The sequence below is a fragment of the Rheinheimera muenzenbergensis genome, from assembly GCF_036984005.1.
Classification (GTDB): Bacteria; Pseudomonadota; Gammaproteobacteria; order Enterobacterales; family Alteromonadaceae; genus Alishewanella; species Alishewanella muenzenbergensis.
Map to the genome: position 1 here is coordinate 116523 of NZ_JALAAR010000011.1, position 23688 is coordinate 140210.

Sequence of the window (23688 nt, forward strand, 5' to 3'; positions counted from 1 at the left end):
GGCGTCTCTTTAACATAGGCGCCCTTATATCAAAACAGGGCTGCTTAAAAGATGTTCAGAGGAAGTTGGGTTGCGCTTATTACACCGATGACAGAGCAAGGGCAAATTGATTATGCTGGCCTGCATCGACTGGTGGATTTTCATCTGGAAAACGGCACTGCCGGCCTGGTGTTGATGGGCACTACCGGCGAAGCAGCAACCATTTCGTTTGACGAACAACTGGATGTAATCCGTGCGGTTATTGCCCAGGTAAAAGGTCGCATAGCATTGGTTGCCGGCAATGGTGCAAATGACACTGCTGCGGCAGTAGCCAAAACCAAAGCATTAACCGAACTTGCCATTGACGGCTTTTTAACCGTTACCCCGTACTACAATAAACCCACACAGAAAGGCTTGATATTACATTATCAGGCGGTGGCTGCCGCCACCGATAAAGCGGTACTGTTGTACAATGTTCCCGGCCGCACTGGTGTCGACATGTTGCCAGAGACCGTGGCAGCCCTGGCGCAGGTCGACAATATTGTTGGTATTAAAGAAGCAACCGGCAGCATGACCAGGCTGAGTCAGTTACAACAACAATGTCCGCCAGACTTTTTGTTGTTAAGTGGTGATGATGCCAGCGCAGCTGAGTTTATGTTACAAGGTGGCCAGGGCGTGATATCAGTAACCACTAATGTGGCGCCAAAAGCCATGGCAGAGCTATGTGGTTATGCACTTAGTGGTGATGCACAGCAAACCCGGCAGCTGGATGCCACTTTGCAAGCGCTGCACCGCGACTTATTTATAGAATCTAACCCGATCCCAACTAAATGGGCATTGAAAAGAATGGGTCTTATAGACAGTGATATGATGCGTTTACCGCTGACGCAACTGGAACCAATTCATTTTGATGTAATCGAACAGGCATTATCGCAGGCTGGCATAGCGCTGTTATGATAGTCAGGACTGCAAAGAACAAAGCTGTAGCCACAGCTTTGTGCCGCCAAATCAGGAGTAGTAAAGTGCAATATTGGGTTAAGTGTAGTGTGTTAGCCAGCGTGATGCTGTCGGGATGTTCGTTATTTCAATCAGAACCGCAGCAAAGTGCAGAGCAAAGCCGGATGCAGTCTTTGACCGTGCCGGCCGGATTACAACAACCGCGCCAGCCTGGTGAGTTTGATATTCCGCCGACAACGGCAACGGGGCAGGCAGATAACCGCTCGCCGGTATTGGTGTTAGCAACAGCGGCAAGTAGCAGGGTAGAAGAAGGTGAGCGGCAAAGCCGGGTATGGTTTGACCGTACCGAAGCGACTGGCGACTTAGTGCCTTTTTTACAGCAGGTATTGCAGGCACAGTTTACCGTTCAGGGTGTCGAATTGACACCACAAGATGAACAAGCGTTGGTGTATCACACCGGCTGGATAAGCCGCACTAACGAAACCGGCTTTTGGTTTTGGAAGGCAAGTGAAACAACCGAACAAGCCCGGTTTGAAATACGCATTGAACCGAAAAGCCATGGCCGTTCAGCCAGCATGTTGGTAAGCATGCTTGAACATCAGTACTTTACGCAAACTGCCAGCCTGGGTAACAATGACGTTAAGCGCCAGGAAGTTGCCTTACTTAACCAGGTAATTGACCGGGTTGGCAAAGAGGAAATTGTTTTTGCCATCGCGAACAAAAACAAGGCACCGGACGTTTCACTTGAGCCGGGTATGGATGCCGACGGTAACCCGGCGTTGCTGACGACACAAACACTGGATGTAACCTGGTCGCAGCTTGAGGCCTTGTTCGGTGAATTGGACTTAACCGTTACCGATCGCAACCGCTCAGCTTATACCTATTATTTAAACTATGAAAAATCCGAGCCGGGTCTATGGTCTAAATTGTGGGGCTCAAATGATAAACCGGTATTACCTGTTGCTGCAGGCGAATACCAGTTAGTGTTAAGCCGCAGCAGTAATTTAACGGCGTTAAGTTTACGTGATAAAGACGGTGCTCAGCTGGATGCCGAAACGGTGCTGGCATTACATCAACCCTTTGTGCAAGCCATACGTCTGGCACAGATTGATCTGTAACCTATTCGTTGTGTCTGCCACCTCAGGTGGCAATGCACAACAGCTGGCCGAAGGATTTATGCCATGAAAAGCCTAACTCAAGTTGTGCTGCTGTCTGTAGCAATGCTGCTATCGGCTGCATTGCCTGCCGGGCAGATTGATAATTTGTATCAGGCTGACGTTGCAGCAACGGCAAAAGTGGCTGACTGGCAACAGGACGCCTTTCGCCAGGTGCTGGCCAAGGTATCTGGCCGGGAAGACATTCATCAGCAGCCGCAGATTGCCGACGAGCTGAGTCGGGCCGCCGGTTACGTAAAACAATTTGAAGCCGTACGCAGCAATGACGGTAACCGGATGCGTGTACTGCTGGATGCCGGCAAAGTTAATCAGTTACTGCAGCAAAACAATATCGCCGTTTGGGGGGCTTTACGCCCTGATATCCTGATCTGGTTAGTTGAGCAACAGGGCGCTGAGCGCCAGTTTGTCCGCAAGAGCGCGCAGCAGTTTAATCAGGCATTGCAGCAGGCTTTTACGCAAACCGCCTTGCCATTGTTGTTGCCACTGTACGATATAGATGACTTACTCAGTCTGACAGAAACGGATGTCTGGGCCGGGTTCTGGCAACCGGTTAATCAGGCCAGTGCGCGTTACAATGCCGACGTGGTGATAGCGGCCACCATTGAACAACTGCCGCAGGACAGTGGCACCAGCTATAGATTGAGTTGGCAGCGTAACGAAAATGGCCGGATCCTGAGGGACGAAGTCAGCGCCACCGATGCAGATACCTTGATGCAGACGTTTGCCCGTAAGTTGGCCCAGCAACTGGCTGCCAGCTACGCCACAACGCTGTCAGAAACACCGGCACAATTTATGTTGCAGGTGTCAGGCTTAACCGATCTAGCTGCGATAGTGCAGGTGCAAAAGCTGCTGCGCCAGGTCGTTGGCGTGTCTGGGGTCACCATCTCGGCTTATCATAATGGTTCAGCCCGCTATACCCTTGAAAGCGGTGTCGATGCGCAGGGGCTGTTAAGTGCGCTGCGATTTAATCCGCAGTTGCGGATGCAGCAACTGCCTGTAGCCGTCGAGCTTGATGCAACCGCAGTACCTGTGCTGGCAACGCTGGAGTATACAAAGCTCTGATGCAGCCATTGCAATATACGCTGGCAGTAACCTTGCCGGAAGATGAAACGCTGGACAGCTTTTATGCGGCAGGCCAGTCTGCGGCCGTGGCCTTTTTAAAGCGCTATTTATTGTTGCCGCAACAACAGCGGCCGGTGTATTTGTTTGGTGCTAGCGGCAGTGGCAAATCGCATTTGTTATATGCCAGCTGCGTGCAGGCGCAGGAGCAGGGGTTAACCAGCCAGTTGCTGACACTGGATGATTGCCGTAGTTTAAGCCCACGCCTGCTGGATGATTTGGAGCAGCTGGATTTAGTTTGCCTGGATAATATTCAGGCGATAGCCGGCGAGCTAAGCTGGCAGACGGCGGTGTTTGATTTATACAACCGTATGCAGGAGCAAGGCAAGGCGCTGGTGATAGTGGGTAATGAGCCACCACCGATGCTGGGTTTACAATTGGCTGATCTGGTTTCGCGGTTACAAGCTTGCACGGCGTTTCAGCTGCGGTTACTCACTGACGACGATAAACAAAAACTACTGCAACAAAAAGCCCGTTTACGCGGTATGGATTTGCCCGATGAAGTGGCGCGTTACCTGTTAAACCACCAGGACCGCGACATCCGCGCACTGGTATCAACTCTGGACAAGCTGGATAAAGCCAGCATAGTGCATCAGCGCAAGCTAACTATTCCCTTCCTGAAAGAAATTTTGCAGTAAAACCGCGGCAAATTGTCGAAAAAATGCCACAGTGGCCTGCGTTTAGCCGTTATTCTGGTGTATCATTAGCGGCTTTGACATCCTGTAAATACCAGCTGGTTTGAGGACACAGATGAACCTGACAGCAATATTGGACAACGCCTTAGCGGCTGTTGCTGAGGCCAATGATATTTCTGCTTTGGAAACGATCCGAGTAGAATTTTTTGGCAAAAAAGGCAGCATTACTGAATTATTGAAATCGCTCGGCGCTATGGATCCGGAACAGCGCAAGCAGGCCGGCGCTGAAATTAACGTTCTGAAACAAAAAGTGCAGGACGTGCTGAATGAGAAGCGCGACGCACTGCAAAACGCGCAACTGGCAGCTAAACTGGCGCAAGAGCAAATTGATGTTACCTTGCCTGGCCGTACCCTGGAAACCGGTGGTTTGCATCCGGTTACCCGCACTATAGAGCGGATAAATGCTTTTTTTGCCGAACTGGGTTTTGAAGTTAAACATGGTCCTGAAATTGAAGATGATTTTCATAACTTCGATGCACTGAACATACCCGAGCATCATCCGGCGCGGGCAGATCATGATACGTTTTACTTTAATCCAAAACTGATGCTGCGTACCCAGACCTCTGGTGTGCAAATTCGCACTATGGAGCAGCAACAGCCGCCGCTGCGCATTATTTCGCCGGGCCGGGTGTATCGTAATGACTATGATCAAACCCATACGCCGATGTTCCATCAGGTTGAGGGCTTAATGGTCGATACCAAGGTTAGCTTTACTGAGCTAAAAGGTATCCTGCACGACTTTTTGCACAACTTTTTTGAAGAAGACTTACAAATCCGGTTCCGGCCGTCGTTTTTTCCGTTCACCGAACCTTCTGCTGAAGTAGATGTAATGGGTAAAAACGGTAAATGGCTGGAAGTCCTAGGCTGTGGCATGGTGCATCCCAATGTTTTACGTTCTGTCGGTATCGATCCTGATGTTTACAGTGGCTTCGCCTTTGGTATGGGCGTTGAGCGCCTGACTATGTTGCGCTACGGTGTCACCGATTTACGTGCCTTCTTTGAAAACGATTTACGTTTTTTAAAACAGTTCAGATAAGTGGAGTTTAGCTAGATGAAATTCAGTGAAGCCTGGTTACGGCAATGGGTTAACCCAGCTATTGATAGCAACACCTTATCTGAACAGCTGTCGATGGCCGGTTTGGAAGTTGATGGCATTGAGCCGGTGGCCGGTGTGTTTAGCGGTGTTGTGGTAGGTGAAGTGGTCGAGTGTGGCCCGCATCCGGATGCCGACAAACTGCAGGTAACTAAAGTAAACATTGGTACTGACGAACTGTTAGACATTGTTTGCGGTGCGAAAAACTGTCGTTTGGGTTTAAAAGTAGCGGTAGCCACTGTCGGTGCTGTGTTACCCGGTGACTTTGTGATTAAAAAAGCCAAGTTGCGTGGCCAGCCGTCACACGGCATGTTGTGCTCGTTATCTGAGCTGGGTATGGCAGATGCTTCTGATGGCATTATCGAGCTGCCACAGGATGCGCCTGTTGGCCAGTGTATTCGCCAGTACCTTGAGCTGGACGACCATATTATTGAAGTTGATTTAACACCAAACCGTGCTGATTGTCTGGGCATAAAAGGTCTGGCGCGTGAAGTAGGGGTGTTAAATAAGCTGGATGTTTGTCAGCCGGTCATCACGCCGGTTGCGGCCAGCCTTAGCGATAGCAAAGCCATTACACTTAGTGCGCCTGATGCTTGCCCGCGTTATTTAGGCCGGGTGGTGCGTAATGTAAATGTTAACGCACCAAGCCCGCTGTGGCTGACCGAAAAGCTGCGTCGCTGCGGTGTACGCAGTATTGATGCGGTGGTGGATATTACCAATTTTGTACTGTTGGAACTTGGTCATCCAATGCACGCTTTTGATTTGGCAAAAATTGACGGCGATATAAACGTACGTCTGGCGGCAGAAGGTGAAAAACTGGTGTTGCTGGATGAAAGCGAAGTTACGCTTAAAGCCAATACACTGTTAATTGCCGATAGCAGCAAAGCCTTGGCCATGGGCGGTATTTTTGGCGGTTTACACAGTGGTGTGACGGCGCAAACAAAAGATATCTTTTTAGAAAGCGCGTTTTTTGCACCGCTGGCGATTGCCGGTAAAGCCCGGCAATACGGCTTGCACACTGACGCATCGCACCGTTATGAACGTGGTGTCGACCCGCAACTGCAGCACACAGCAATGGAGCGGGCGACCGCGTTATTATTGCAGATCTGCGGTGGTGAGGCAGGTCCTGTTATTGAAGCCGTGTCAGAACAACATCTGCCTAAGGTTGCCGTGATCAGCCTGAGCGAAGCTAAATTAGCGCGTATATTAGGTATCACTATTGCTAAGGATGATGTAACGGCTATTTTCAGCCGCTTAGGTCTTAGCGTGGCACAAACTGCGGAAGGTTGGCAGGTAACGGTGCCGGGTTACCGGTTTGATATCAATATCGCCGAAGATTTGATTGAAGAAGTCGCGCGGGTGTACGGTTACAATAACATTCCTAATGTTGCCCCTCAGGCTAGCTTGGCGATGCGTAAATTCCGCGAAGCTGAATTAAATGTACAACGCTTGCGTACTGTGTTGGTTGACCGCGGTTATCAGGAAGCTATTACCTACAGCTTTGTTGATCCTAAAGTACAGCAGCAGTTGTTTCCTAATCAGCAGGCGCTGGTGTTACCAAACCCAATTTCGGCTGATATGTCGGCAATGCGGCTGAACCTGTGGCCAGGATTGCTGCAAACAGTGCAGTATAACCAAAACCGCCAGCAAAGCCGGATCCGTTTGTTTGAATACGGTCTGAAATTTATTCCGGACGCCGATGCCGAAGGCGGCGTACGCCAGGTCGCCGTGATCGGCGGTGTAATTGTTGGCAGTATGCACAATGAACACTGGAATATGGAAAACCGCAACGCCGACTTCTATGATATTAAAGGCGATGTTGAAGCCTTGTTGGCGCAAACTTCGGCTGTGGATCAGTTCCGTTTTGTCAGTGCACAACACAGTGCTTTGCATCCTGGCCAAACCGCAGCGATTTACCGGGCAGAACAACAGGTTGGTTATATAGGCGCACTGCACCCGGAATCTGAGCGCAAGCTTGGCATTAAAGGTAAGGCCTACCTGTTTGAACTGGAGGTTGCTGCGCTTGGTTTGCGCGACATTGTGCAGGCGCGTGAACTATCAAAATATCCGGCAAATCGTCGTGATTTAGCAATTGTAGTAAAAACAGACGTGCGTTTTGCCGATGTTGCTGCTACGATTAGAAAAGTTGGCGGAAATCAACTAGTTGACCTAAAATTGTTTGACGTATACACAGGACCGGGTGTGGCAGAGGGTTTTAAATCGTTGGCCATAGCTCTGACCCTGCAGGATTTAGCGCGTACCCTGGAGGATAAAGATATCCAACAGTTGGTAAATCAAGTAGTTAGCGCGCTTGGAGAAGAGTTCAACGCAACGTTGAGGGATTAAGAATGGCGCTTACCAAAGCCGATTTAGCAGAACGTCTGTTTACAAAATTTGGTGTTAGCAAACGCGACGCCAAATTGATAGTGGAGGCTTTTTTCGAAGAGATCCGCACAGCACTTGAAGCGGGAGATCAGGTTAAATTATCCGGCTTTGGCAATTTTGACCTGCGGGTTAAAAACGAGCGGCCGGGACGTAACCCGAAAACCGGCGAAGATATCCCTATTTCGGCGCGCTGCGTGGTGACATTCCGACCGGGACAGAAGTTAAAGTCGCGGGTAGAACTGGGTACCAGCAAAAAGTAAGCTAAAATGGCTGAATAGTTAAAAACGGCAAGTTGTGTAAACAGCTTGCCGTTTTTTTATGCAATCAGTTCAGCGCGTTATTTATTTTCGATCCAAACTCCGGATACAGCTGTATAGGTAGTATCAAGAACTGGATGTACCTAACGATGACGATAAAAATTGGGATCAGTAGTTGTTTACTCGGTGAAAAAGTACGCTTTGACGGTGGTCATAAAGGCTCTGCTTTTTGTATGCAGCAATTGTCTGAACACGTGCGGTATATACCGGTTTGCCCTGAAATGGCAATAGGCATGCCTGCACCCCGTCCAGCTATCCGATTACAACAGCAACACAATAATCAAATTCATCTGGTGCAGAGTAACGACAATAGCATTGATCATACTCAGGCAATGCTGGCGTTTTGCGACACTAAATTGCCTGCTTTGTCGGCGTTAAGTGGTTATATCGTCTGTGCCAAGTCGCCCAGTTGTGGCATGGAGCGGGTACGGTTGTTCGACGCTAAAGGTCAGCAATTAGGAAAACTGGCCGTCGGGTTATATACGCGTCAGTTAATGCAGAAGTACCCGTGGTTACCGGTAGAAGAAGACGGCCGTCTGTTTGACCACGCCTTAAAAGAGAATTTTATCTGCCGTGTGTTTAGTTGTTACGACTATCAGCAAACGATGCAGCACGGTTTTAGCGTAGGTAAATTGGTGGCATTTCATAGCCGTTACAAGTTTTTAGTGATGGCGCATAGCCCTACGGCTTATCGCGAACTGGGCCGGCTGGTGGCCCATGCAAAATTTTTTGCTGCAGAGGAGTTGCAACAGCGCTATTTATTGCAGCTGATGCAGGCGCTGAAAAACATTGCTACGCGTAAGCAACATACCAATGTGTTGCAGCATCTGCAGGGTTTTCTAAAACATGGCTTAGCTGCGGAGGCAAAGCAGGAGCTGTCTGATTTGATCCACCGTTACCGGCAGGGTTTTGTGCCGTTATTAGCCCCACTTACTTTGTTGCAACATCATTTGAAACAGTTGCCTAATGCCTATGTCAGTAACCAACGTTATTTTGCCCCTTACCCGGAAAACCTTGGGTTGAGGGCCTGATATGCACGCATTAAATGTCGTATGGTTACGCAATGATTTACGTTGCTATGATAACGCAGCATTAAGCAGTGCTGTTGAAGATGCCAGCAAAAGCGGGGCAGCGGTAATGGCACTGTATATTGCCACGCCAAAAACCTGGCAATTGCACGATATGGCTGCGATAAAACAAGATCTTATACGCCGTCGTGTACTGCAGTTACAACAGGAAATGGCGGCGCTTAATATTCCGTTGCTGGCAGTGGAGGGCAGCAGCTACCAGCAGGTGGACGTTGTTTTTACCGCATTGTGCCGCCAGTTTCAGTTAAAGGTGTTTGTGCAGACCGAATACGAGTTGCGTGAGCAACAACGCGATGCCGCGATAGAGCAGTTAGTGTTGGCAAATATGGGGCAATTTATCCGTTTTGATACGCAATGCCTTATGCCTCCGGGCACTGTCCGTACCCAGCAGGGTGACTATTATAAAGTCTTTACGCCGTTTAAACGCAGCTGGCTGGCACAGTTGCAACAGCAAGGTGTGCGATGCTGCGCGCGACCAGCCATGTTACCGGCAAGCAATCTGCAGTGGACGCAACAGGTTATGACTGACTTGCCGGCGATGAAAGAGGCTGATAATAGTTCGCAGCAGTGGCCGGTCGCTGAAACACAAGTGTTGCAGCTGATGCGCAATTTTTGCCGCGACAAAGTGGCTGACTATCAACAATTACGTGACTATCCGGCAATTGACGGTACATCCAAATTGTCAGCGTATCTGGCTATAGGTGTTGTGTCGGCGGCGCAGTGTGTCGCCCGTTTACAGTTAGAGGCAGCCGATAGCTGGTTGCAGGAGAAATCTGGCGCCGCGGTCTGGTTATCCGAACTTATCTGGCGTGAGTTTTACAAGCACATCCTGGTTGCTTATCCCAATCTGATCAAGCATCAACCCTTTCAGGAGGATACGGCCGCTATTCGTTGGCGCAATGATACTACACTGTTTAATGCCTGGTGCCAGGGGCAAACCGGTTTTCCTATCGTGGATGCCGCTATGCGGCAACTGAATCAAACCGGTTGGATGCACAACAGGCTGCGAATGATCAGCGCCAGTTTCCTGGTGAAAGATTTACATATCGACTGGCGTTGGGGCGAGCGGTATTTTATGTCGAAACTGATCGATGGTGACTTTGCTGCCAACAACGGCGGTTGGCAATGGGCGGCCTCCACCGGCACCGACGCGGCACCCTACTTTAGGATTTTTAACCCGGTAAGCCAAAGCGAAAAGTTTGATCCAAAAGGCGATTTTATTCGTTATTACCTGCCAGAACTGGCAGCTTTACAAGGTAAATTGCTGCATTGGCCACATACGACGGGCGGCATTAAAGCTTATTGCAAACCTGTGGTTGATCATGCTGTCGCGCGCAAGCTGACACTGGCGCTTTTTGCAGAGGTAAAACAAAAAAATGAGCACTAACGCGACACCACGCATCAGCGCATTTTTAGCGTTCTATAACCAATTGTCAGGCAATACCCTGCAATCACTGGCTTTGGTCTATCACCCACAAGTGACATTTATTGATCCGGTACATGAACTTCAGGGCTTAACCAGCCTGAACAACTATTTCGCCAATGCGTATGCACGATTGCAGTTCTGTCAGTTTGATGCTCAGCATCAAATGGAGCAGGGCGACGAAGGGTTCGTCAGCTGGCGGATGCAGTTTATCCATCCGGCCATCAGTAAAAGCAAAACCATACAGGTTGATGGTTGCAGCGTACTACGCTGGCAGGACGGCTTAATTATTTATCATCGCGATTACTACGATTTAAATGACATGGTTTACCGCCACCTGCCGGTTTTAGGCTGGCTGACCGGCAAAATTAAACAACGCATGGCTAATACGCACGCTTGAGCGTGTAGCAACACAATTAACTGAAGGATAAATATGCGTATAGCAGTAGTGGGTGGTGGTATATCGGGCATGATGGCCTGGTATTTATTAGATAAACAACATGACGTTACCCTGTTTGAGGCAAACGCTTATCTTGGCGGCCACACAGCTACAGTCGATGTAGAAGTGCAGGGGCAGACTTATGCAATAGATACTGGTTTTATAGTATTTAATAACTGGACTTACCCGGTTTTTAACCGTTTTATTGCCGAGCTGGGTGTGGCGCAACAGCACACCACCATGAGTTTTTCCGTAAAAAACAGTGCCAGTAACCTCGAGTACAATGGTAATACCTTAGCCAGTTTGTTTGCCCAGCGCCGTAATTTATTCCGGCCTTCGTTTTGGTTGATGTTGTTGGATATCATGCGTTTTAACAAATTAGGCAAAAAGTTACTGGCTGAAGACAGTGCCGATCTGGATTTGTCATTGGGCGACTTTTTACACAAACATGGCTTTGGTGAGGCCATTAAAGATAACTATTTATTGCCGATGGGGGCCGCTATCTGGTCTGCCGGTCTGGCCGATATGCCGGCATTTCCGCTGCGGTTTTTTCTGCGTTTTTTTAATAATCATGGCTTACTCAATGTAACAGACCGGCCTCAGTGGTCTGTGATTAAAGGCGGTTCAAAACGTTATGTTGAGGCGCTGCAAGCTAAGCTTGGGGCTGAAAAAGTGAGGTTGCAACAAGCGATAACGGCAATAAAACGTGATGAGCAAGGTGTAATGCTGCATTTTGCTGATGGTAGCTCAGCGCAGTTTGATAAGTTGATCCTGGCTTGCCACAGTGATCAAGCGCTAAAGCTGCTTGGCGACGGTGCTACTGATGCTGAGCGTGCGGTATTAGGTGGTATTGCCTACCAGCAAAATGAAGTGGTGTTGCACACTGATATCCGGCTATTGCCGAAACGCCCGCGGGCCTGGGCGGCCTGGAATTATAATCTGGATGCAAATATTAATGACCGGGCAACGCTAACCTACAATATGAACCTGTTACAGGGTATAGAAGCACCGGTGACCTTTTGTGTCACCTTAAACAACAGCAAGGCTATTGCGGCGGATAAAATTCTTGGTGTTTACCAATACAGCCATCCGGTTTACAACCATTACACGCTGGCCGCTCAGCAACAACGTGACAGAATAAACGGCCAACAGCATACCTATTTTTGTGGTGCCTACTGGTATAACGGTTTTCATGAAGACGGCGCCCGCAGTGCGGTTGATGTCGCTGCGCTATTGGGCGTTGACTACTAATGCGCTTGGGCCATGCGGTATATCAGGGCGAGGTTGGCCATTTACGGCGCTCACCTCGTCAGCATGGCTTTAGTTATTCACTGGCATTGTATTGGCTTGACTGCGATATGCTGGATGAAAGCGCTCTGGCGCTCCATGGTATCTGCTATGAGCGTTTTGGTGCCTTAAGTTACCGTCGCCGTGATTACCTGGCCGGTGCTGACAATATGCTTAGCGCGGTATCTGCCAAGGTTGCACAATTGGGTGGCACGATAGTGCCGGCCCGGGTATTTGTACTTACCCCTTTAGCCAATTGGGGGCTGTACTTTAGTCCGCTGACACTTTATTACTGCTTTGATGACAACGACACTTTTTGCTATTTGTTAGCTGAAGTGTCTAACACGCCATGGAATGAACGGCATTACTATCTGCAAACCATTATCGCCGGCCAACAACGTTACCAGCATGCTAAGGCGTTTCATGTTTCGCCGTTTAACCCTTTGGCAATGCAGTACCACTGGCAAATCAGCACGCCAGATACCAGCTTACGTTGCAGCATTAGCAATACTAAGCATGATAAACAAATCTTTAGTGCCTGGATAAATTTAACCCGGAAGCAACTTACTGCCAGCTGGAAGAAACGCTGGCTGATCCGCCAGCCATGGCAAAACGTACAGGTGGTATTGCGTATTTACTGGCATGCACTGAAATTGTTGCTTAAAGGCGTTCCTGTGCATGCTCACCCTAAGTCAAAGGATACAAATGCATGACAATGAGTCTGACTGAAAGCTCGGTATTCGACAATCTGAGTTGGTTTGAGCGGCTGTGCCGCAAGTTTGCGCTGGATTTTATCAGCCAGCTGCAACATGGCGATATTACTGTAGTAGAAGGTAACCAACGGCTGCGTTTTGGTGACGAACAGGCTCAACTTAAAGCTGTTATTACCGTTGTCGACCCGGCATTTTATCAAAAGATGGTGCTGGCAGGCTCTGTCGGCGGTGGTGAGGCTTATATTTATGGCTGGTGGCGCTGCGACAATCTCACGGCTCTGGTGCGTATTTTTGCGCTGAATTTAACTACGCTGGATAAGCTTGATTCAGCCATTACCCGGCTGGGACGGCCTTTTTTAAAGCTGTTGAACTGGCGTAATCGCAACTCAAAAGCCCAGGCCAGAAAAAACATTGCTGCTCACTATGATCTGGGCAATGACATGTACCGGCTGTTTCTTGATGACAGTATGATGTATTCCAGCGCGGTGTATCCGTCTGCTGATGCTGATTTAGCCAGCGCACAGCAACATAAATTACAGCTTATTTGTCAGCGGCTGCAGCTAAAAGCCAGCGATCATTTGCTAGAAATTGGCACCGGATGGGGCAGCATGGCTATTTATGCCGCCCAGCATTATGGCTGTACTGTAACGACCACGACAATTTCACAGCAGCAGTACGACTACACTAAGGCGCGAATAGAGGCGCTGGGTTTACAAGACAAAATAAACTTGTTGCTAAGTGACTACCGCGATTTAGACGGGCAATACGACAAACTGGTGTCAATTGAAATGATCGAAGCGGTAGGAGAAGACTACCTGGATACCTATTTCGCCAAATGTGCCAGCTTGTTAACGCCGGACGGTTTGATGGTGTTGCAGGCTATTACTATTGTTGATCAGCGTTATAACCAATACGTACGTGAAGTAGACTTTATCAAACGTTATGTCTTTCCCGGTGGTTGTCTGCCATCCATCCATCGTATGACAGACGCAATTAGCCGGAAAACCGATTTGGTGGTGCGCCATCTGCAAGACATTGGTTTTGACTATGCGCAAACGTTAAAAGATTGGTGTGATAATTTTATGCATGCCCGTGATAAGGTACACCAACTGGGGTATGACGATAACTTCGTCCGCTTATGGCAGTTTTATTTGTGCTATTGCGAAGGGGGTTTTCGCGAACGTGCCACCAGCGCTGTGCATCTGGTGCTGTCGAAGCCAGACAATCGTAGCGTTTAGTTGCACGCAATAAAAACGCCGGTTAAATACCGGCGTTTTGCTGTTAGGTTTGCGGCACCAAAATAATACCATGTTCGCTTATAACAATTTTTTTGTCTTTGTATAAGCTGCCTATGGCTTGTTTGTAGGCTTTTTTGCTGACGCCGAAGGTCGCATAAATTTGTTCCGGCGAGCTCTTATCGGTTAAAGCAAGCTTACCGCCGTTTTGCTGTAACTTCTTGATAACCTGTTCGGTAAGCTCCAGTGCTTGCTTATAAGTAGTGGAGTTTAAACGCAAATCGATTTTGCCATCATCCCGTACTTTTACGATATAAGCTGGCATTCTTTCGCCGCGGCGCAGTGGCTTAAAAACTTCGTTCTTGTACAATACGCCCCAATGCTGGTGATTTACTACGGCTTTATAACCAATGTCGGTCTGCTCGCTGATAATAATATCAACTTTATCTCCGGCGTTATAACTGGCTGGCGTTTTATGTAAGTGGCGATCCAGCTTGCTGGACGCGACAATGCGGTTACTGTTATCCACGTAACAGTACACCAGATACTTCTGGCCTTCTTTTAGAGGAATTTGTTGCTCGCTAAAAGGCACCAGCAGATCTTTTTTCAGCCCCCAGTTAACAAAGGCGCCTACTTTAGTGCTGGCAACCACCTGCAACTGCTCCACTTCGCCAACTTTTATTTTCGGTTGCTCTGTAGTAGCAATGAGCTGATCTTCCGAATCCAGATAGAGGAACACATCCAGTTCTCGGCCAATTTCCAGGCCGGCGGGTGCTACATTGTTTGGTAGCAGGATTTCACCCCAGCTTAAGCCATCCAGATAAAATCCAAATTTAACCTGCTTTTTTACCGCTAAACGATTAATTTTTCCAAGAGCCAGCATGCGACTTCCATAAAATTGCCCGACGGGCCGTTACAATGGCGCTATTGTAGCGGTTTTTTTGTTGAACTGCTTTATATTAGCCCCGACATGATAAACTTACCGATGTTATTCTTTGCTGAGGCCAATTATTAAGTGTCATCACAATCTTTATTACACCCGCGTAATATCCATCAGGGCCGGTACAATTTTGCGGCTTTGATTAAAGCCTTGCCTGCGCTGGAAGCGGTTATCTGCACAAATCCGTCTGGTGAAGCTACCATTGACTTTAGCGATAATAACGCCGTAATTCTGCTTAATCAGGCCTTGCTGGCATGCTACTACAAAGTGCAGTTTTGGCTATTGCCACCAGGTTATTTATGCCCACCGGTACCAGGCAGAGCAGACTATGTGCACTATCTGGCGGATCTGCTGGCCCGCAGTTTTGACAACGTACCTAAGGGAAGGCAGATTGCCTTGCTGGATATTGGCACCGGGGCCAACCTGATTTATCCGATCATCGCCAGCCAGAGTTATGGCTGGCAGGTATATGGTAGTGATACGGATCCGCTGGCGGTGAAAACGGCTAAGGTTATTGTCGCCAGTAATCCAGCACTACGCTCACAGGTGCAGGTTATTCAGCAACAGGGCAATGCAATGTTCAGTGGCGTGATCATGCCGCAGCAGCGTGTTCATCTGACGATGTGTAACCCGCCATTTTTTGCCTCACAACAGGAAGCCGAAGCGGCCAGCCGCCGTAAATGGGTTAATCTTGGTAAGGCTGCGCAGGGGCAGCAGCGTAATTTTGCCGGCCAACAGCATGAGCTCTGGTGCCCGGGCGGTGAATTGGCTTTTATCAATCAGATGATTACTGAAAGCCAGTTATTTAAGTCGCAAGTCTGTTGGTTTACTACTTTGGTTTCGCAACAGAAACATCTGGTGCCACTACAAAAGCTACTGCGAAGCGTTGGTGCTGTGCAAACTGAAGTTATTGAAATGCGCCAGGGCCAGAAGGTGAGCCGTATACTGGCCTGGAGTTATCTGAGCGCCGCGCAACAGCAGCAGTGGCAGACCGATGCAGTATTATAGTTGTGCGGCAAAGAAGGGACATTAATATGGACTGGCGGCAATGGTTAGACGTAAAACAATATGAATTTTTACTGCAATGGTTTATGCGCCGGCAACGTGAACTGAAGTTAGCTGAGCTAAATGAGCCCTTAGCCTATGACGGTTTTAGTATGTACGACCAGTTGTGTCAGCAACTGCTAAAAGAAGCTGCAATTGCTTTTATTGAGCAGTTTTCGCAACCTGCACCGCCAATAGCACTGACTAATATGTTACATCTGGCTGAACTGGAACTGGCCGGCAGGCCAGTAAAACAGCCTAAACTAGCGCTTCACTAACCCGCTGCGCTACCGCTTATTCAACCTTGGGTTGTTCTATACGCTTTAAAGCATCGATCAGCATTGGCAAGTCAAGTTTGTCATTCAACGGTAATAAGGTACCGGCAGACCACACCCCGTAACTGCCATCGGCATGTAACAGCACCATCTTGTCCTTCTTAAAACTAATCACCGTATCGCCGCTGATATTAAGCTTGGGTAACGCTTTAGGCTGTAGCAGGTTGTCACCCAACCATTGCCCGTTTGCAGCGCAGCCAGCTTGTGCCAGTAATGTCGGCAGCCAGTCCAGATGTTGAGTAACCTGATGTGGCTGCAACTGGCGCAGCGCTGCCCAGTTTGACCACACGGCCGCTGGTGCTAATGAAAACTTAGTGTGAGCTGAGGTCAGTGACAGCACTACTAACTGGGGATATTGCTTATACTGCTGCCAGTGCTGCTCTGGCTGGTTATCAAAAATAATGGCGAATTGTGCTGCAGCTTGTTCTGTTAGCCAGGGCAGCTGCCCGTTAGTGGTGCCTGCTGCTGCACTGACAGAAACTAAGTCTGTTGACAACTGCGTCAGCCAGGCCGGCGAGCTGCTAAGTACTGCTGCTGACGTCGCATCAGCATAAAATTTACCATATAACAGGTTTAACAAGGCTTCTTCGTTATTGTTAGGGGCAAAATGCTGTGGCAGCGGTTTTAGGTTAGCCGCTGATAACCACTGTTGCTGTTGCTCAGATAAGCGCTCTACTACTATCAGTGCCGTTGCCGGCCCAACAGCTTTGGTGCACTGAGCCAGCTGGCCAGCGATAGCCGTATCATTCAGTAACAATGTGTCCAGTTGCAGCTGTGAGCGATTGGTTAAATCAACTAACTGATGTCTTGCCAGCAAGGTTTTTGCCGTTGCCGGATAAGACAGCGGTAGCACATTGTCCTGTTTGGTTACGTCGTAATTGAAATTGGCATCGGCATAAATATGTAATAGATGGCTAAGCATAAAACTGCCGATAAACAACCACAATAAGGGCTTGGCAATGCCGGATTGTTTTAAGCGTTCAACTTTTTTCCAGCAGTAGTTACTTAATGTAAGTTGCACTGCTAGTAACACAGCGCCGACGCTGACTACGATTAACACAAAATTACGCAGATTTGTCACTATCTGCTGTCGCAATAAGTCTATTGCTTGATCATAGGATGCACTGCCCACGTGATAGCCAAGGCTGGCATAAACATAGGCATCAAAGATCAGCACAATAAAGGCCAGGCTGGCAATAGTGGCAGCCAGCCCGCGCACATGGCGCTGATAGGGAAAAATTAACGACACCGGAAAGATAGTCAGGATAAAAAACATAAAGCATAAAAATGCGGTATGTCCAAGCCAGTTTAATATTAAATACAATACGCCAACCAGCGTTTGCGGCATGGGTTCGGCTAACCAGTACACGGTCGTGACCGTTAACGCCAACAGAATATTAAAAAAGCTGAACCAGTGTCCCCAGTTCAGCAACCGATTGACCTTTTTTACCAGCGACAGGTTATTTTCCAGCACCATAATTGCTTAGTTTGCCTTGCTGTTTATTGCATCAGTCAGCGCCTGATTAAAGTGCTTAACCACGTCGGCGCGTTGTGCTGCAGGTACGCTGCTATTAACAACATGGCTAATGGCGTTGCCCAGGCACATCAGGCTAAGTTCAGTGGTGGCATTGTCGGCATGCAACACATCGAGTAGCTGATTAACCAGCTTTTCAATTTGAGCAGTGGAATACTTTGATACAATAGGCATGAATTTTCCGCAAATAATATGGTTTAAACAGGTAGAATAGTATCAGAATTCATTTTAAACAGGAAAAGTTATGTCAGTAGATGTACAGCAGTTGGCGATAAACTATCTGGAGCTGGACGAGCAGGGACAAAGTAAAGCACATTACCGCTCATCACTGGTTGAGCCTACTGCCGCTGTCGCACATTTAGTTGAGCAATTGCATCTGGCGTATAACGGTAAACCCGCTAAAGGCTATGCAGCCTTTAGTACGGAGAAAGATCCTCAGGTAGCTACAGTGCTGCACGACTGGCAAAAGCAAAATAGTGATTTTGGCGTACTGGCCAATACCGCCACTGCTGTATTGGAGCAACAATTACAAGCACACCAACTACCGGAAAGCGGTTATCTGTTGGTATGTCATTACCGCTACCTGGCAAGTGATTATTTGCTGTTTTGTCTGCTGGGTAGTAAAGATCACTTCTCGTTGTCTGAGCAGCTTGAACTGGCAACATCACGTCATCTGGATATTGCCAGAATGCAGCTGGCTGCACGGATTGACTTGACGGAGTATCAAAGTTTACCCGAGCAGGGCAAGTACATCAGTTTTATCCGTGGTCGTGCCGGGCGTAAAGTAGCTGACTTTTTTCTCGACTTTCTCGGTTGTGCCGAAGGTACCGACGCCAAAGCCAACAGTAAAGTGGTGCTGGCGTCGGTAGAAGAGTATTTTACCGCGGCCGAATTTGACAGCAGTGAAAAAAACGATGCCCGAAAACAAGTTTTCAGCTATTGCGAAGAGCGTGCTAAAGCCGGGCAGGATGTGGTGTTGTCTGAGTTATCTGCTGTGATAGATGAGCAAGAGCAACAAGGATTTCTGCGCTATTGCCAGGAGCAGCAATTGCAGGTAGCTGAACAGTTTCCCGTCGAAGTAAAAGAATTAAAGAATCTGGTGAAGTTTGCCGGTCAGGGAGCAGGACTGTCGATTAGCTTCGAGCAAAAGTTACTCGGTGACAGAGTACAATATGATGCGCACAGTGACACTATTCTGATTAAAGGTACGCCAGCCAATTTACGCGACCAGTTGCAGCGTTTTATTCAGGGATATTCAGCTTTTGATCGCAAGTCGGCTGCTGAGCCGGAGTAACGCTTACAGCTGGCGGCTGTTGAGCGGGAGGCTGAGGTTTCACGTTGGGCATTTTTATACCGGCGGCGTGTTTGAGCAGCATAATATTGCTAATCACCACGCCAAAGGCCAGCACTAATGCCCAGAACAATGGCCAGTTCATTGCGCAGCGTCGCAAATATTATTGACATACTGGCTGACAATACTGTCCAAATGTTGCAACACTAACGATTGCCCGGCAATCGGATGACGCTCAATACAGTGCTTCAGTAGTATTGGCGTCATTTGAGCCTGGTACTGTTGTGCCACGGGCCGGTAACTCAAATGCCAGGGTTCAGCGGCAACGCCGCCCTGATATTCGCGATAGGGTAAAAAAAAGCCAAAATCGGCTGCATTTCTGCAAAGCCACTGATATAGCCGATAAAATGGACCATCGTGCTGGTATTCAGCCGGTTCAAGTTGTGGCTTGTAGTCGGCGGCGACAGCGGCGGCATCGTATACATCCAAATCGGTTCCCCAGTGATGCCGGCTGGCGCCGGGTAAGGCCGAGTAGAGCAGTATAGCGTCAAGTTTAGCTTTACCGGTTAAGCTGCTGATATCCACCAAATGGCCATCCTGATGATATACGGCTCTATTGCCACTAAACTTGGCTTGCCAAATAGCGCTCTGGCGCTGGTAAGATCGAAAAGCCGAAACAATTTTCAGCTCAATACCGGCAGCTTTTGCTGCCTCACAAAGCGCGATAAAAGGCTCGGCGACATCTTTATGCAGCATAAAGCCGTCTGAGCGCTTCAGCAGGTGCTGCTCGCTCAGACCAGTCAGTATGTCACGGCTTACAGCAGTCATAGGCTCAGTTCTAGTTGCTCCAGTACGGCTTCATACATTTTTGCCAGTTGTTCCAGGTCTGTTACTGAGACACATTCGTTTATTTTGTGAATAGTCGCATTGCAAGGGCCAAGTTCGACAACCTGAGCACCTGTCGGTGCAATAAAGCGGCCGTCAGAGGTACCGCCGCTGGTTTCCAGCCGTGTGTCAAAGCCCTGTACCTGACGAATGGCGTTAACTGTTGCTTCTACCAGTGAACCTTTATCAGTCAAAAACGGTAAGCCGTTTAACGTCCAGTGCAGGGTGTAATTCAGGCCGTGGCGGTCAAGTAGTGCGATAACGCGCTGCTGCAACTGCTCGGCAGTACTTTCGGTGCTATAGCGAAAGTTAAACATCACATCCAACTGACCTGGGATCACGTTTGATGCGCCGGTACCGGCATGAATATTAGCAATCTGAAAACTGGTTGCCGGAAAAAAAGCGTTACCCTGATCCCAGTGTTCAGCTGCCAGCTCGGCCAACGCAGCCGCGGCTTTATGTACCGGGTTTTCCGCCAGTTGTGGGTAGGCTACATGACCCTGAATACCTTTGACGCTGAGTTGACCGGTCAAAGAGCCACGCCGACCATTTTTAACCACATCACCGGCTTTTTGGCTGCTGGAGGGCTCGCCAACTACACACCAGTTGATTTTTTCATTGCGGGCTTCAAGTGTTTCGATAACCCGCTTTGTTCCATTAATAAAAGGGCCTTCTTCATCACTGGTGATAAGGTAGGCTATATCAAACTTAGGTGTCGGGTAACGTTGTAAAAAGCGTTCAGTTGCAACCACCATGGCGGCCAGGCTGCCTTTCATATCTGCAGCGCCCCGGCCGTAAAGGGTATCGCCCACTATGGTTGGCTCAAACGGTGGCGTATGCCATTGTTCAAGTGGGCCTGTAGGTACAACGTCGGTATGCCCGGCGAAACAAAATAGCGGTTGGCCGTTACCTTTGCGCGCCCACATATTTAAAGTGTCGTCGAAGTGCATCACCTCAATATTAAACCCGACAGCACTCAGGCGAGATGCCATCAACTGCTGACAACCTGCATCTTCGGGCGTTACAGAAGGGCGCGAAATCAACGCTTTGGCTAGATCAATTACGTTGCTGGTCGTCATGCGGCTGATCCAAAAATTTGTTGATATATTTCCGGCTTAAAGCCTAACTGGTGTTCACCCTTGTGTACCAGCAAAGGGCGTTTAATCATTGCTGGCTGTGCCAACATCAAAGCCAGTGCTTTTTGCTCAGTCAAATCGCTTTTATCACTGTCATCGAGCTGGCGAAAGGTAGTACCCCGGGTATTGAGCAGTTGCTGCCAGTGGCAAGCATCGGCAAATTGCTGCAGTAACTCCATACTCAGGCCATCGCTACGGTAGTCGACAAATTGATAACTGATCTGGTGTTGCTCAAGCCACTGCCTGGCCTTTTTAATAGTGTCACAGTTTTTTATGCCATAAAGTGTTGTCATAATCTTTTATTCTTTTAATAGGTTATATATTTTTTTGCAGCACCAGCAAAGCATCAACTCCGGCTGTTACTGCGCGTTGGCTGGTCGATATCTCATTTACAGACTGAGGTGGACTGATCATCACTGTAGCGTAATTTTTCTGGCGCCGGTTTGCCGGCAAGTCGAATGCCAATATCGGTTGTCCGGCAACAACGTTGAATACATTGGTTTGCCACTGAGCAATATTCCTGCTGTGCATTTCGCAACCTAACTCTATAGCCAACGTTAAGCCGCTGCGATGCTTAATAGTGATGCGCCTGTGGTACAGCAAACTTAACTCACAGACTCCGTTAAAAGGCGCAAGCAGTGTACCTTGCGTAAGTTGGATACACAAAGCGGCGGTTAAGACATTTGCGTTATATAACAGATCCGGATGTGATGTTATTGGCAAAACGTAACCAGTTAACGGGCTGCTGATAGCGATACCGTCGCCGGTAGACAGGGTACTGTGCCATGTAATCATTAGGTGCGCTCTGCGTGGCAAACTGAGCCCAATGCTAATCCATTTTTATGCAATGGCTCAAGCCCGATCGGATCAGCATAAGTATGACAATACTATGATGCTTTTATTGTTTAGCGATTAATTTTGCATGAAAGCAGCATTTTTTAGTATTAAATCTATTAACATTCAGGTTTTTATCGATATTTACTGGGTTGCAGTTGTCCACAGATTATGTGGATAACTTTGTGCGCAATAGGGGTTGATGTCTTTATCTATTTGAATTGAAATATTAATTTGTTTGGCATGAAATTTGTTTACTTCAGCTGGCGCTGTGATTTTAACCAAAGCAGAAAAAATATCACTTTTAGGCAAAAATAATCTGCTGCTGGCAGAGTTAATATTAAAAAACACGGATCATCGCTGTTTTTACTCAGTAAAGTGTATTTTACGCTGGCTATCTGTACAGCCCAATCAGAGCTCTGATGGCAGCTATACGTAAAATAGTGTAAGTTGTGCTATGGTTTTCTGGTAACCGCTTATGGAGTTCGTTATGCAGTATCCACTTTACGCCACCGTACGTGCGGGCAGAGAATACAGTAAACAGTGGCCCGAGCAGGCCGAGCTTAATAGTTTGTTTGTTGACAGTAAGGTCATACTGCTGACCTCTTTAACAGCGCGCGTTATGCCTCTGTCTGCTCTGTGTTGTGCGGCGATACAATACTGGTTTTTGGGTGTTGAGTTTGTTCCGCAAATACTGGCGATGTGTTTGTTGTTGGCGTCGTTGCCGTTACAAGGCTGGTATTGGTTGGGAGTGCGCTCTGCCACGCCGTTGCCACCTGCAGTGGCTGCCTGGTATCAACAAGTCAGACAGAAGATGCTGCAGCAGGGCATTGAGCTGGCCGCGATAAAAGCGCCAGGCTGTTATCGTGATCTGGCGCTACTTTTACGTAAAGCTTATCAACAATTAGACAAAGCTTTTGTCAAAGAATGGCTTTGAATAGCGCCATGCTAACATCGTCAGCTTAATTAAATACTGACCAAACCGGTGCGTGATCAGAAGGCCGGTCAATGCCGCGTAATTCGTAATCTATACCACTTTCAATGCAGCGCTGCGCAAGGGGTAACGTCGCCATTATTACGTCTATCCGCAGGCCGCGGTTGTCGTCAAAGCCTTTAGAGCGATAATCGAACCAGCTATATTGTGCAGTGACGTCTGGGTGTAAAGTGCGGAAGGTATCAGCCAGCCCCCAGTCTTTTAAGCGTTGTAGCCAAGCCCGCTCTTCAGGCAAAAATGATGTTTTACCCTCACGCAACCAGCGTTTGGCATTGGCTTCGCCAATTCCAATGTCGAGATCTACCGGGGAAATATTAATGTCTCCGATAACAGCCAATAACTCCTGCGGTTGATGATGCTGAAGTAAAAATTGTTGTAAGTCGACATAGAACTTGGTTTTTGCAGGGAATTTAACCGGATGACCCCGATTTTCACCTTGTGGGAAGTACCCATTTAAAACAGTGATTGGCTGGCCATCTGCCATAGTAAACCTGCCGATAAGCATCCGTCGCTGTGCGTCTGCGTCATCCGTCGGAAAACCATACTGCATATCAAGAGCCGGCGCTTTGCTGAGAATAGCGACACCGTAATGGCCTTTTTGGCCAAAGTGATATACGTGATAGCCCATTGCCTGCACTGCGGCTAAAGGAAATTCGTCGTCATGAACTTTAATTTCCTGCAAACCAATAATGTCAGGTTGGTGCTTGTCTATTAAGGCTTGCAACTGATGTAATCGCGCACGAATGCCATTGATATTAAAAGAAATAATTTTCATGCTGTCATGTATCCT

General features: G+C 48.3%; 26 protein-coding genes. 17 read left to right on the forward strand and 9 right to left on the reverse strand.

The window, feature by feature from the left end:
- The first annotated feature begins 51 nt into the window (after positions 1–51).
- The 13 genes from dapA to MN202_RS13845 all read left to right on the forward strand — a co-directional run bounded on the left by dapA (position 52) and on the right by MN202_RS13845 (position 13908).
- Positions 52–936, forward strand: coding sequence for a 4-hydroxy-tetrahydrodipicolinate synthase (gene dapA, locus MN202_RS13785; protein WP_335736709.1), 885 nt, complete (start codon positions 52–54; stop codon positions 934–936).
- A gap of 65 nt (positions 937–1001) precedes the next feature.
- Positions 1002–2054 (forward strand): outer membrane protein assembly factor BamC, encoded by a 1053-nt coding sequence (gene bamC, locus MN202_RS13790; RefSeq protein ID WP_335736710.1) that lies wholly within the window; start codon positions 1002–1004, stop codon positions 2052–2054.
- A gap of 63 nt (positions 2055–2117) precedes the next feature.
- Positions 2118–3173, forward strand: coding sequence for a DUF2066 domain-containing protein (locus MN202_RS13795; RefSeq protein WP_335736711.1), 1056 nt, complete (start codon positions 2118–2120; stop codon positions 3171–3173).
- Positions 3173–3868 (forward strand): DnaA regulatory inactivator Hda, encoded by a 696-nt coding sequence (hda, locus tag MN202_RS13800; RefSeq protein ID WP_335736712.1) that lies wholly within the window; start codon positions 3173–3175, stop codon positions 3866–3868. The genes MN202_RS13795 and hda overlap by 1 nt, the downstream gene beginning before the upstream one ends.
- A gap of 112 nt (positions 3869–3980) precedes the next feature.
- The gene (pheS, locus tag MN202_RS13805; RefSeq protein ID WP_335736713.1) at positions 3981–4961 is read left to right on the forward strand and encodes a phenylalanine--tRNA ligase subunit alpha; all 981 of its coding nucleotides are present in this window, start codon (positions 3981–3983) and stop codon (positions 4959–4961) included.
- A gap of 15 nt (positions 4962–4976) precedes the next feature.
- Positions 4977–7364 (forward strand): phenylalanine--tRNA ligase subunit beta, encoded by a 2388-nt coding sequence (pheT, locus tag MN202_RS13810; protein WP_335736714.1) that lies wholly within the window; start codon positions 4977–4979, stop codon positions 7362–7364.
- A gap of 2 nt (positions 7365–7366) precedes the next feature.
- Complete coding sequence (locus MN202_RS13815; protein ID WP_335736715.1) at positions 7367–7663, forward strand: integration host factor subunit alpha; 297 nt, start codon at positions 7367–7369, stop codon at positions 7661–7663.
- 146 nt (positions 7664–7809) lie between these two features.
- The gene (locus tag MN202_RS13820) at positions 7810–8751 is read left to right on the forward strand and encodes a YbgA family protein (RefSeq protein WP_335736716.1); all 942 of its coding nucleotides are present in this window, start codon (positions 7810–7812) and stop codon (positions 8749–8751) included.
- Position 8752: 1 nt separating this feature from the next.
- On the forward strand, positions 8753–10195 hold the full coding sequence (gene phrB / locus MN202_RS13825) for a deoxyribodipyrimidine photo-lyase (protein WP_335736717.1): 1443 nt from the start codon (positions 8753–8755) through the stop codon (positions 10193–10195).
- The gene (locus MN202_RS13830; protein WP_335736718.1) at positions 10185–10631 is read left to right on the forward strand and encodes a nuclear transport factor 2 family protein; all 447 of its coding nucleotides are present in this window, start codon (positions 10185–10187) and stop codon (positions 10629–10631) included. The genes phrB and MN202_RS13830 overlap by 11 nt, the downstream gene beginning before the upstream one ends.
- Before the next feature lie 33 nt (positions 10632–10664).
- The gene (locus tag MN202_RS13835; RefSeq protein WP_335736719.1) at positions 10665–11921 is read left to right on the forward strand and encodes an NAD(P)/FAD-dependent oxidoreductase; all 1257 of its coding nucleotides are present in this window, start codon (positions 10665–10667) and stop codon (positions 11919–11921) included.
- A complete protein-coding gene (locus MN202_RS13840; protein ID WP_335736720.1) occupies positions 11921–12670 on the forward strand; it encodes a DUF1365 domain-containing protein in 750 nt (249 codons plus the stop codon). Before MN202_RS13835 ends, MN202_RS13840 begins: the two co-directional genes overlap by 1 nt.
- A complete protein-coding gene (locus tag MN202_RS13845; RefSeq protein WP_335736721.1) occupies positions 12667–13908 on the forward strand; it encodes a cyclopropane-fatty-acyl-phospholipid synthase family protein in 1242 nt (413 codons plus the stop codon). Before MN202_RS13840 ends, MN202_RS13845 begins: the two co-directional genes overlap by 4 nt.
- Before the next feature lie 43 nt (positions 13909–13951).
- Here the strand turns inward: MN202_RS13845 and MN202_RS13850 are convergent, their stop codons facing one another.
- Positions 13952–14788, reverse strand: a complete 837-nt coding sequence (locus MN202_RS13850; protein ID WP_335736722.1) for a CvfB family protein — start codon at positions 14786–14788, stop codon at positions 13952–13954.
- Between the two features lie 132 nt (positions 14789–14920).
- On the opposite strand from MN202_RS13850, the gene rlmF reads away from it, so the two are divergent.
- Entirely contained in the window at positions 14921–15853 is a 933-nt protein-coding gene (rlmF, locus tag MN202_RS13855; protein WP_335736723.1) for a 23S rRNA (adenine(1618)-N(6))-methyltransferase RlmF, read from the forward strand.
- A gap of 26 nt (positions 15854–15879) precedes the next feature.
- On the forward strand, positions 15880–16167 hold the full coding sequence (locus MN202_RS13860) for a hypothetical protein (RefSeq protein ID WP_335736724.1): 288 nt from the start codon (positions 15880–15882) through the stop codon (positions 16165–16167).
- A gap of 16 nt (positions 16168–16183) precedes the next feature.
- Here the strand turns inward: MN202_RS13860 and MN202_RS13865 are convergent, their stop codons facing one another.
- Together MN202_RS13865 and MN202_RS13870 are read right to left on the reverse strand one after the other, a co-directional pair.
- On the reverse strand, positions 16184–17701 hold the full coding sequence (locus MN202_RS13865) for a DUF3413 domain-containing protein (protein WP_335736725.1): 1518 nt from the start codon (positions 17699–17701) through the stop codon (positions 16184–16186).
- A gap of 6 nt (positions 17702–17707) precedes the next feature.
- Entirely contained in the window at positions 17708–17932 is a 225-nt protein-coding gene (locus MN202_RS13870; protein WP_335736726.1) for a YejL family protein, read from the reverse strand.
- A gap of 70 nt (positions 17933–18002) precedes the next feature.
- Here MN202_RS13870 and yejK point away from each other — a divergent pair, with 70 nt between their 5' ends.
- A complete protein-coding gene (gene yejK / locus MN202_RS13875; protein ID WP_335736727.1) occupies positions 18003–19052 on the forward strand; it encodes a nucleoid-associated protein YejK in 1050 nt (349 codons plus the stop codon).
- On the opposite strand, the gene MN202_RS20610 is transcribed toward yejK, so the two are convergent.
- Genes MN202_RS20610 through MN202_RS13895 form a run of 5 tightly spaced genes read right to left on the reverse strand, consistent with a single transcriptional unit; the run spans position 19000 to position 21865 of the window.
- On the reverse strand, positions 19000–19194 hold the full coding sequence (locus MN202_RS20610; protein WP_418334475.1) for a DUF2897 family protein: 195 nt from the start codon (positions 19192–19194) through the stop codon (positions 19000–19002). The two genes, yejK and MN202_RS20610, sit on opposite strands and share 53 nt — an antisense overlap.
- A complete protein-coding gene (locus tag MN202_RS13880) occupies positions 19191–19877 on the reverse strand; it encodes a M15 family metallopeptidase (RefSeq protein ID WP_335736728.1) in 687 nt (228 codons plus the stop codon). Before MN202_RS13880 ends, MN202_RS20610 begins: the two co-directional genes overlap by 4 nt.
- Positions 19874–21013: a succinyl-diaminopimelate desuccinylase gene (dapE, locus tag MN202_RS13885; protein ID WP_335736729.1), complete on the reverse strand. Its 1140-nt coding sequence runs from the start codon at positions 21011–21013 to the stop codon at positions 19874–19876. The genes MN202_RS13880 and dapE overlap by 4 nt, the downstream gene beginning before the upstream one ends.
- Entirely contained in the window at positions 21010–21363 is a 354-nt protein-coding gene (locus MN202_RS13890; protein ID WP_335736730.1) for an ArsC family reductase, read from the reverse strand. The genes dapE and MN202_RS13890 overlap by 4 nt, the downstream gene beginning before the upstream one ends.
- 22 nt (positions 21364–21385) lie before the next feature.
- Entirely contained in the window at positions 21386–21865 is a 480-nt protein-coding gene (locus MN202_RS13895; RefSeq protein ID WP_335736731.1) for a PTS glucose transporter subunit IIA, read from the reverse strand.
- 529 nt (positions 21866–22394) lie between these two features.
- On the opposite strand from MN202_RS13895, the gene yfbV reads away from it, so the two are divergent.
- Complete coding sequence (gene yfbV / locus MN202_RS13900) at positions 22395–22841, forward strand: terminus macrodomain insulation protein YfbV (protein ID WP_335736732.1); 447 nt, start codon at positions 22395–22397, stop codon at positions 22839–22841.
- A gap of 25 nt (positions 22842–22866) precedes the next feature.
- Here the strand turns inward: yfbV and xthA are convergent, their stop codons facing one another.
- Entirely contained in the window at positions 22867–23673 is an 807-nt protein-coding gene (gene xthA, locus MN202_RS13905; RefSeq protein ID WP_335736733.1) for an exodeoxyribonuclease III, read from the reverse strand.
- Positions 23674–23688 lie beyond the last annotated feature (15 nt).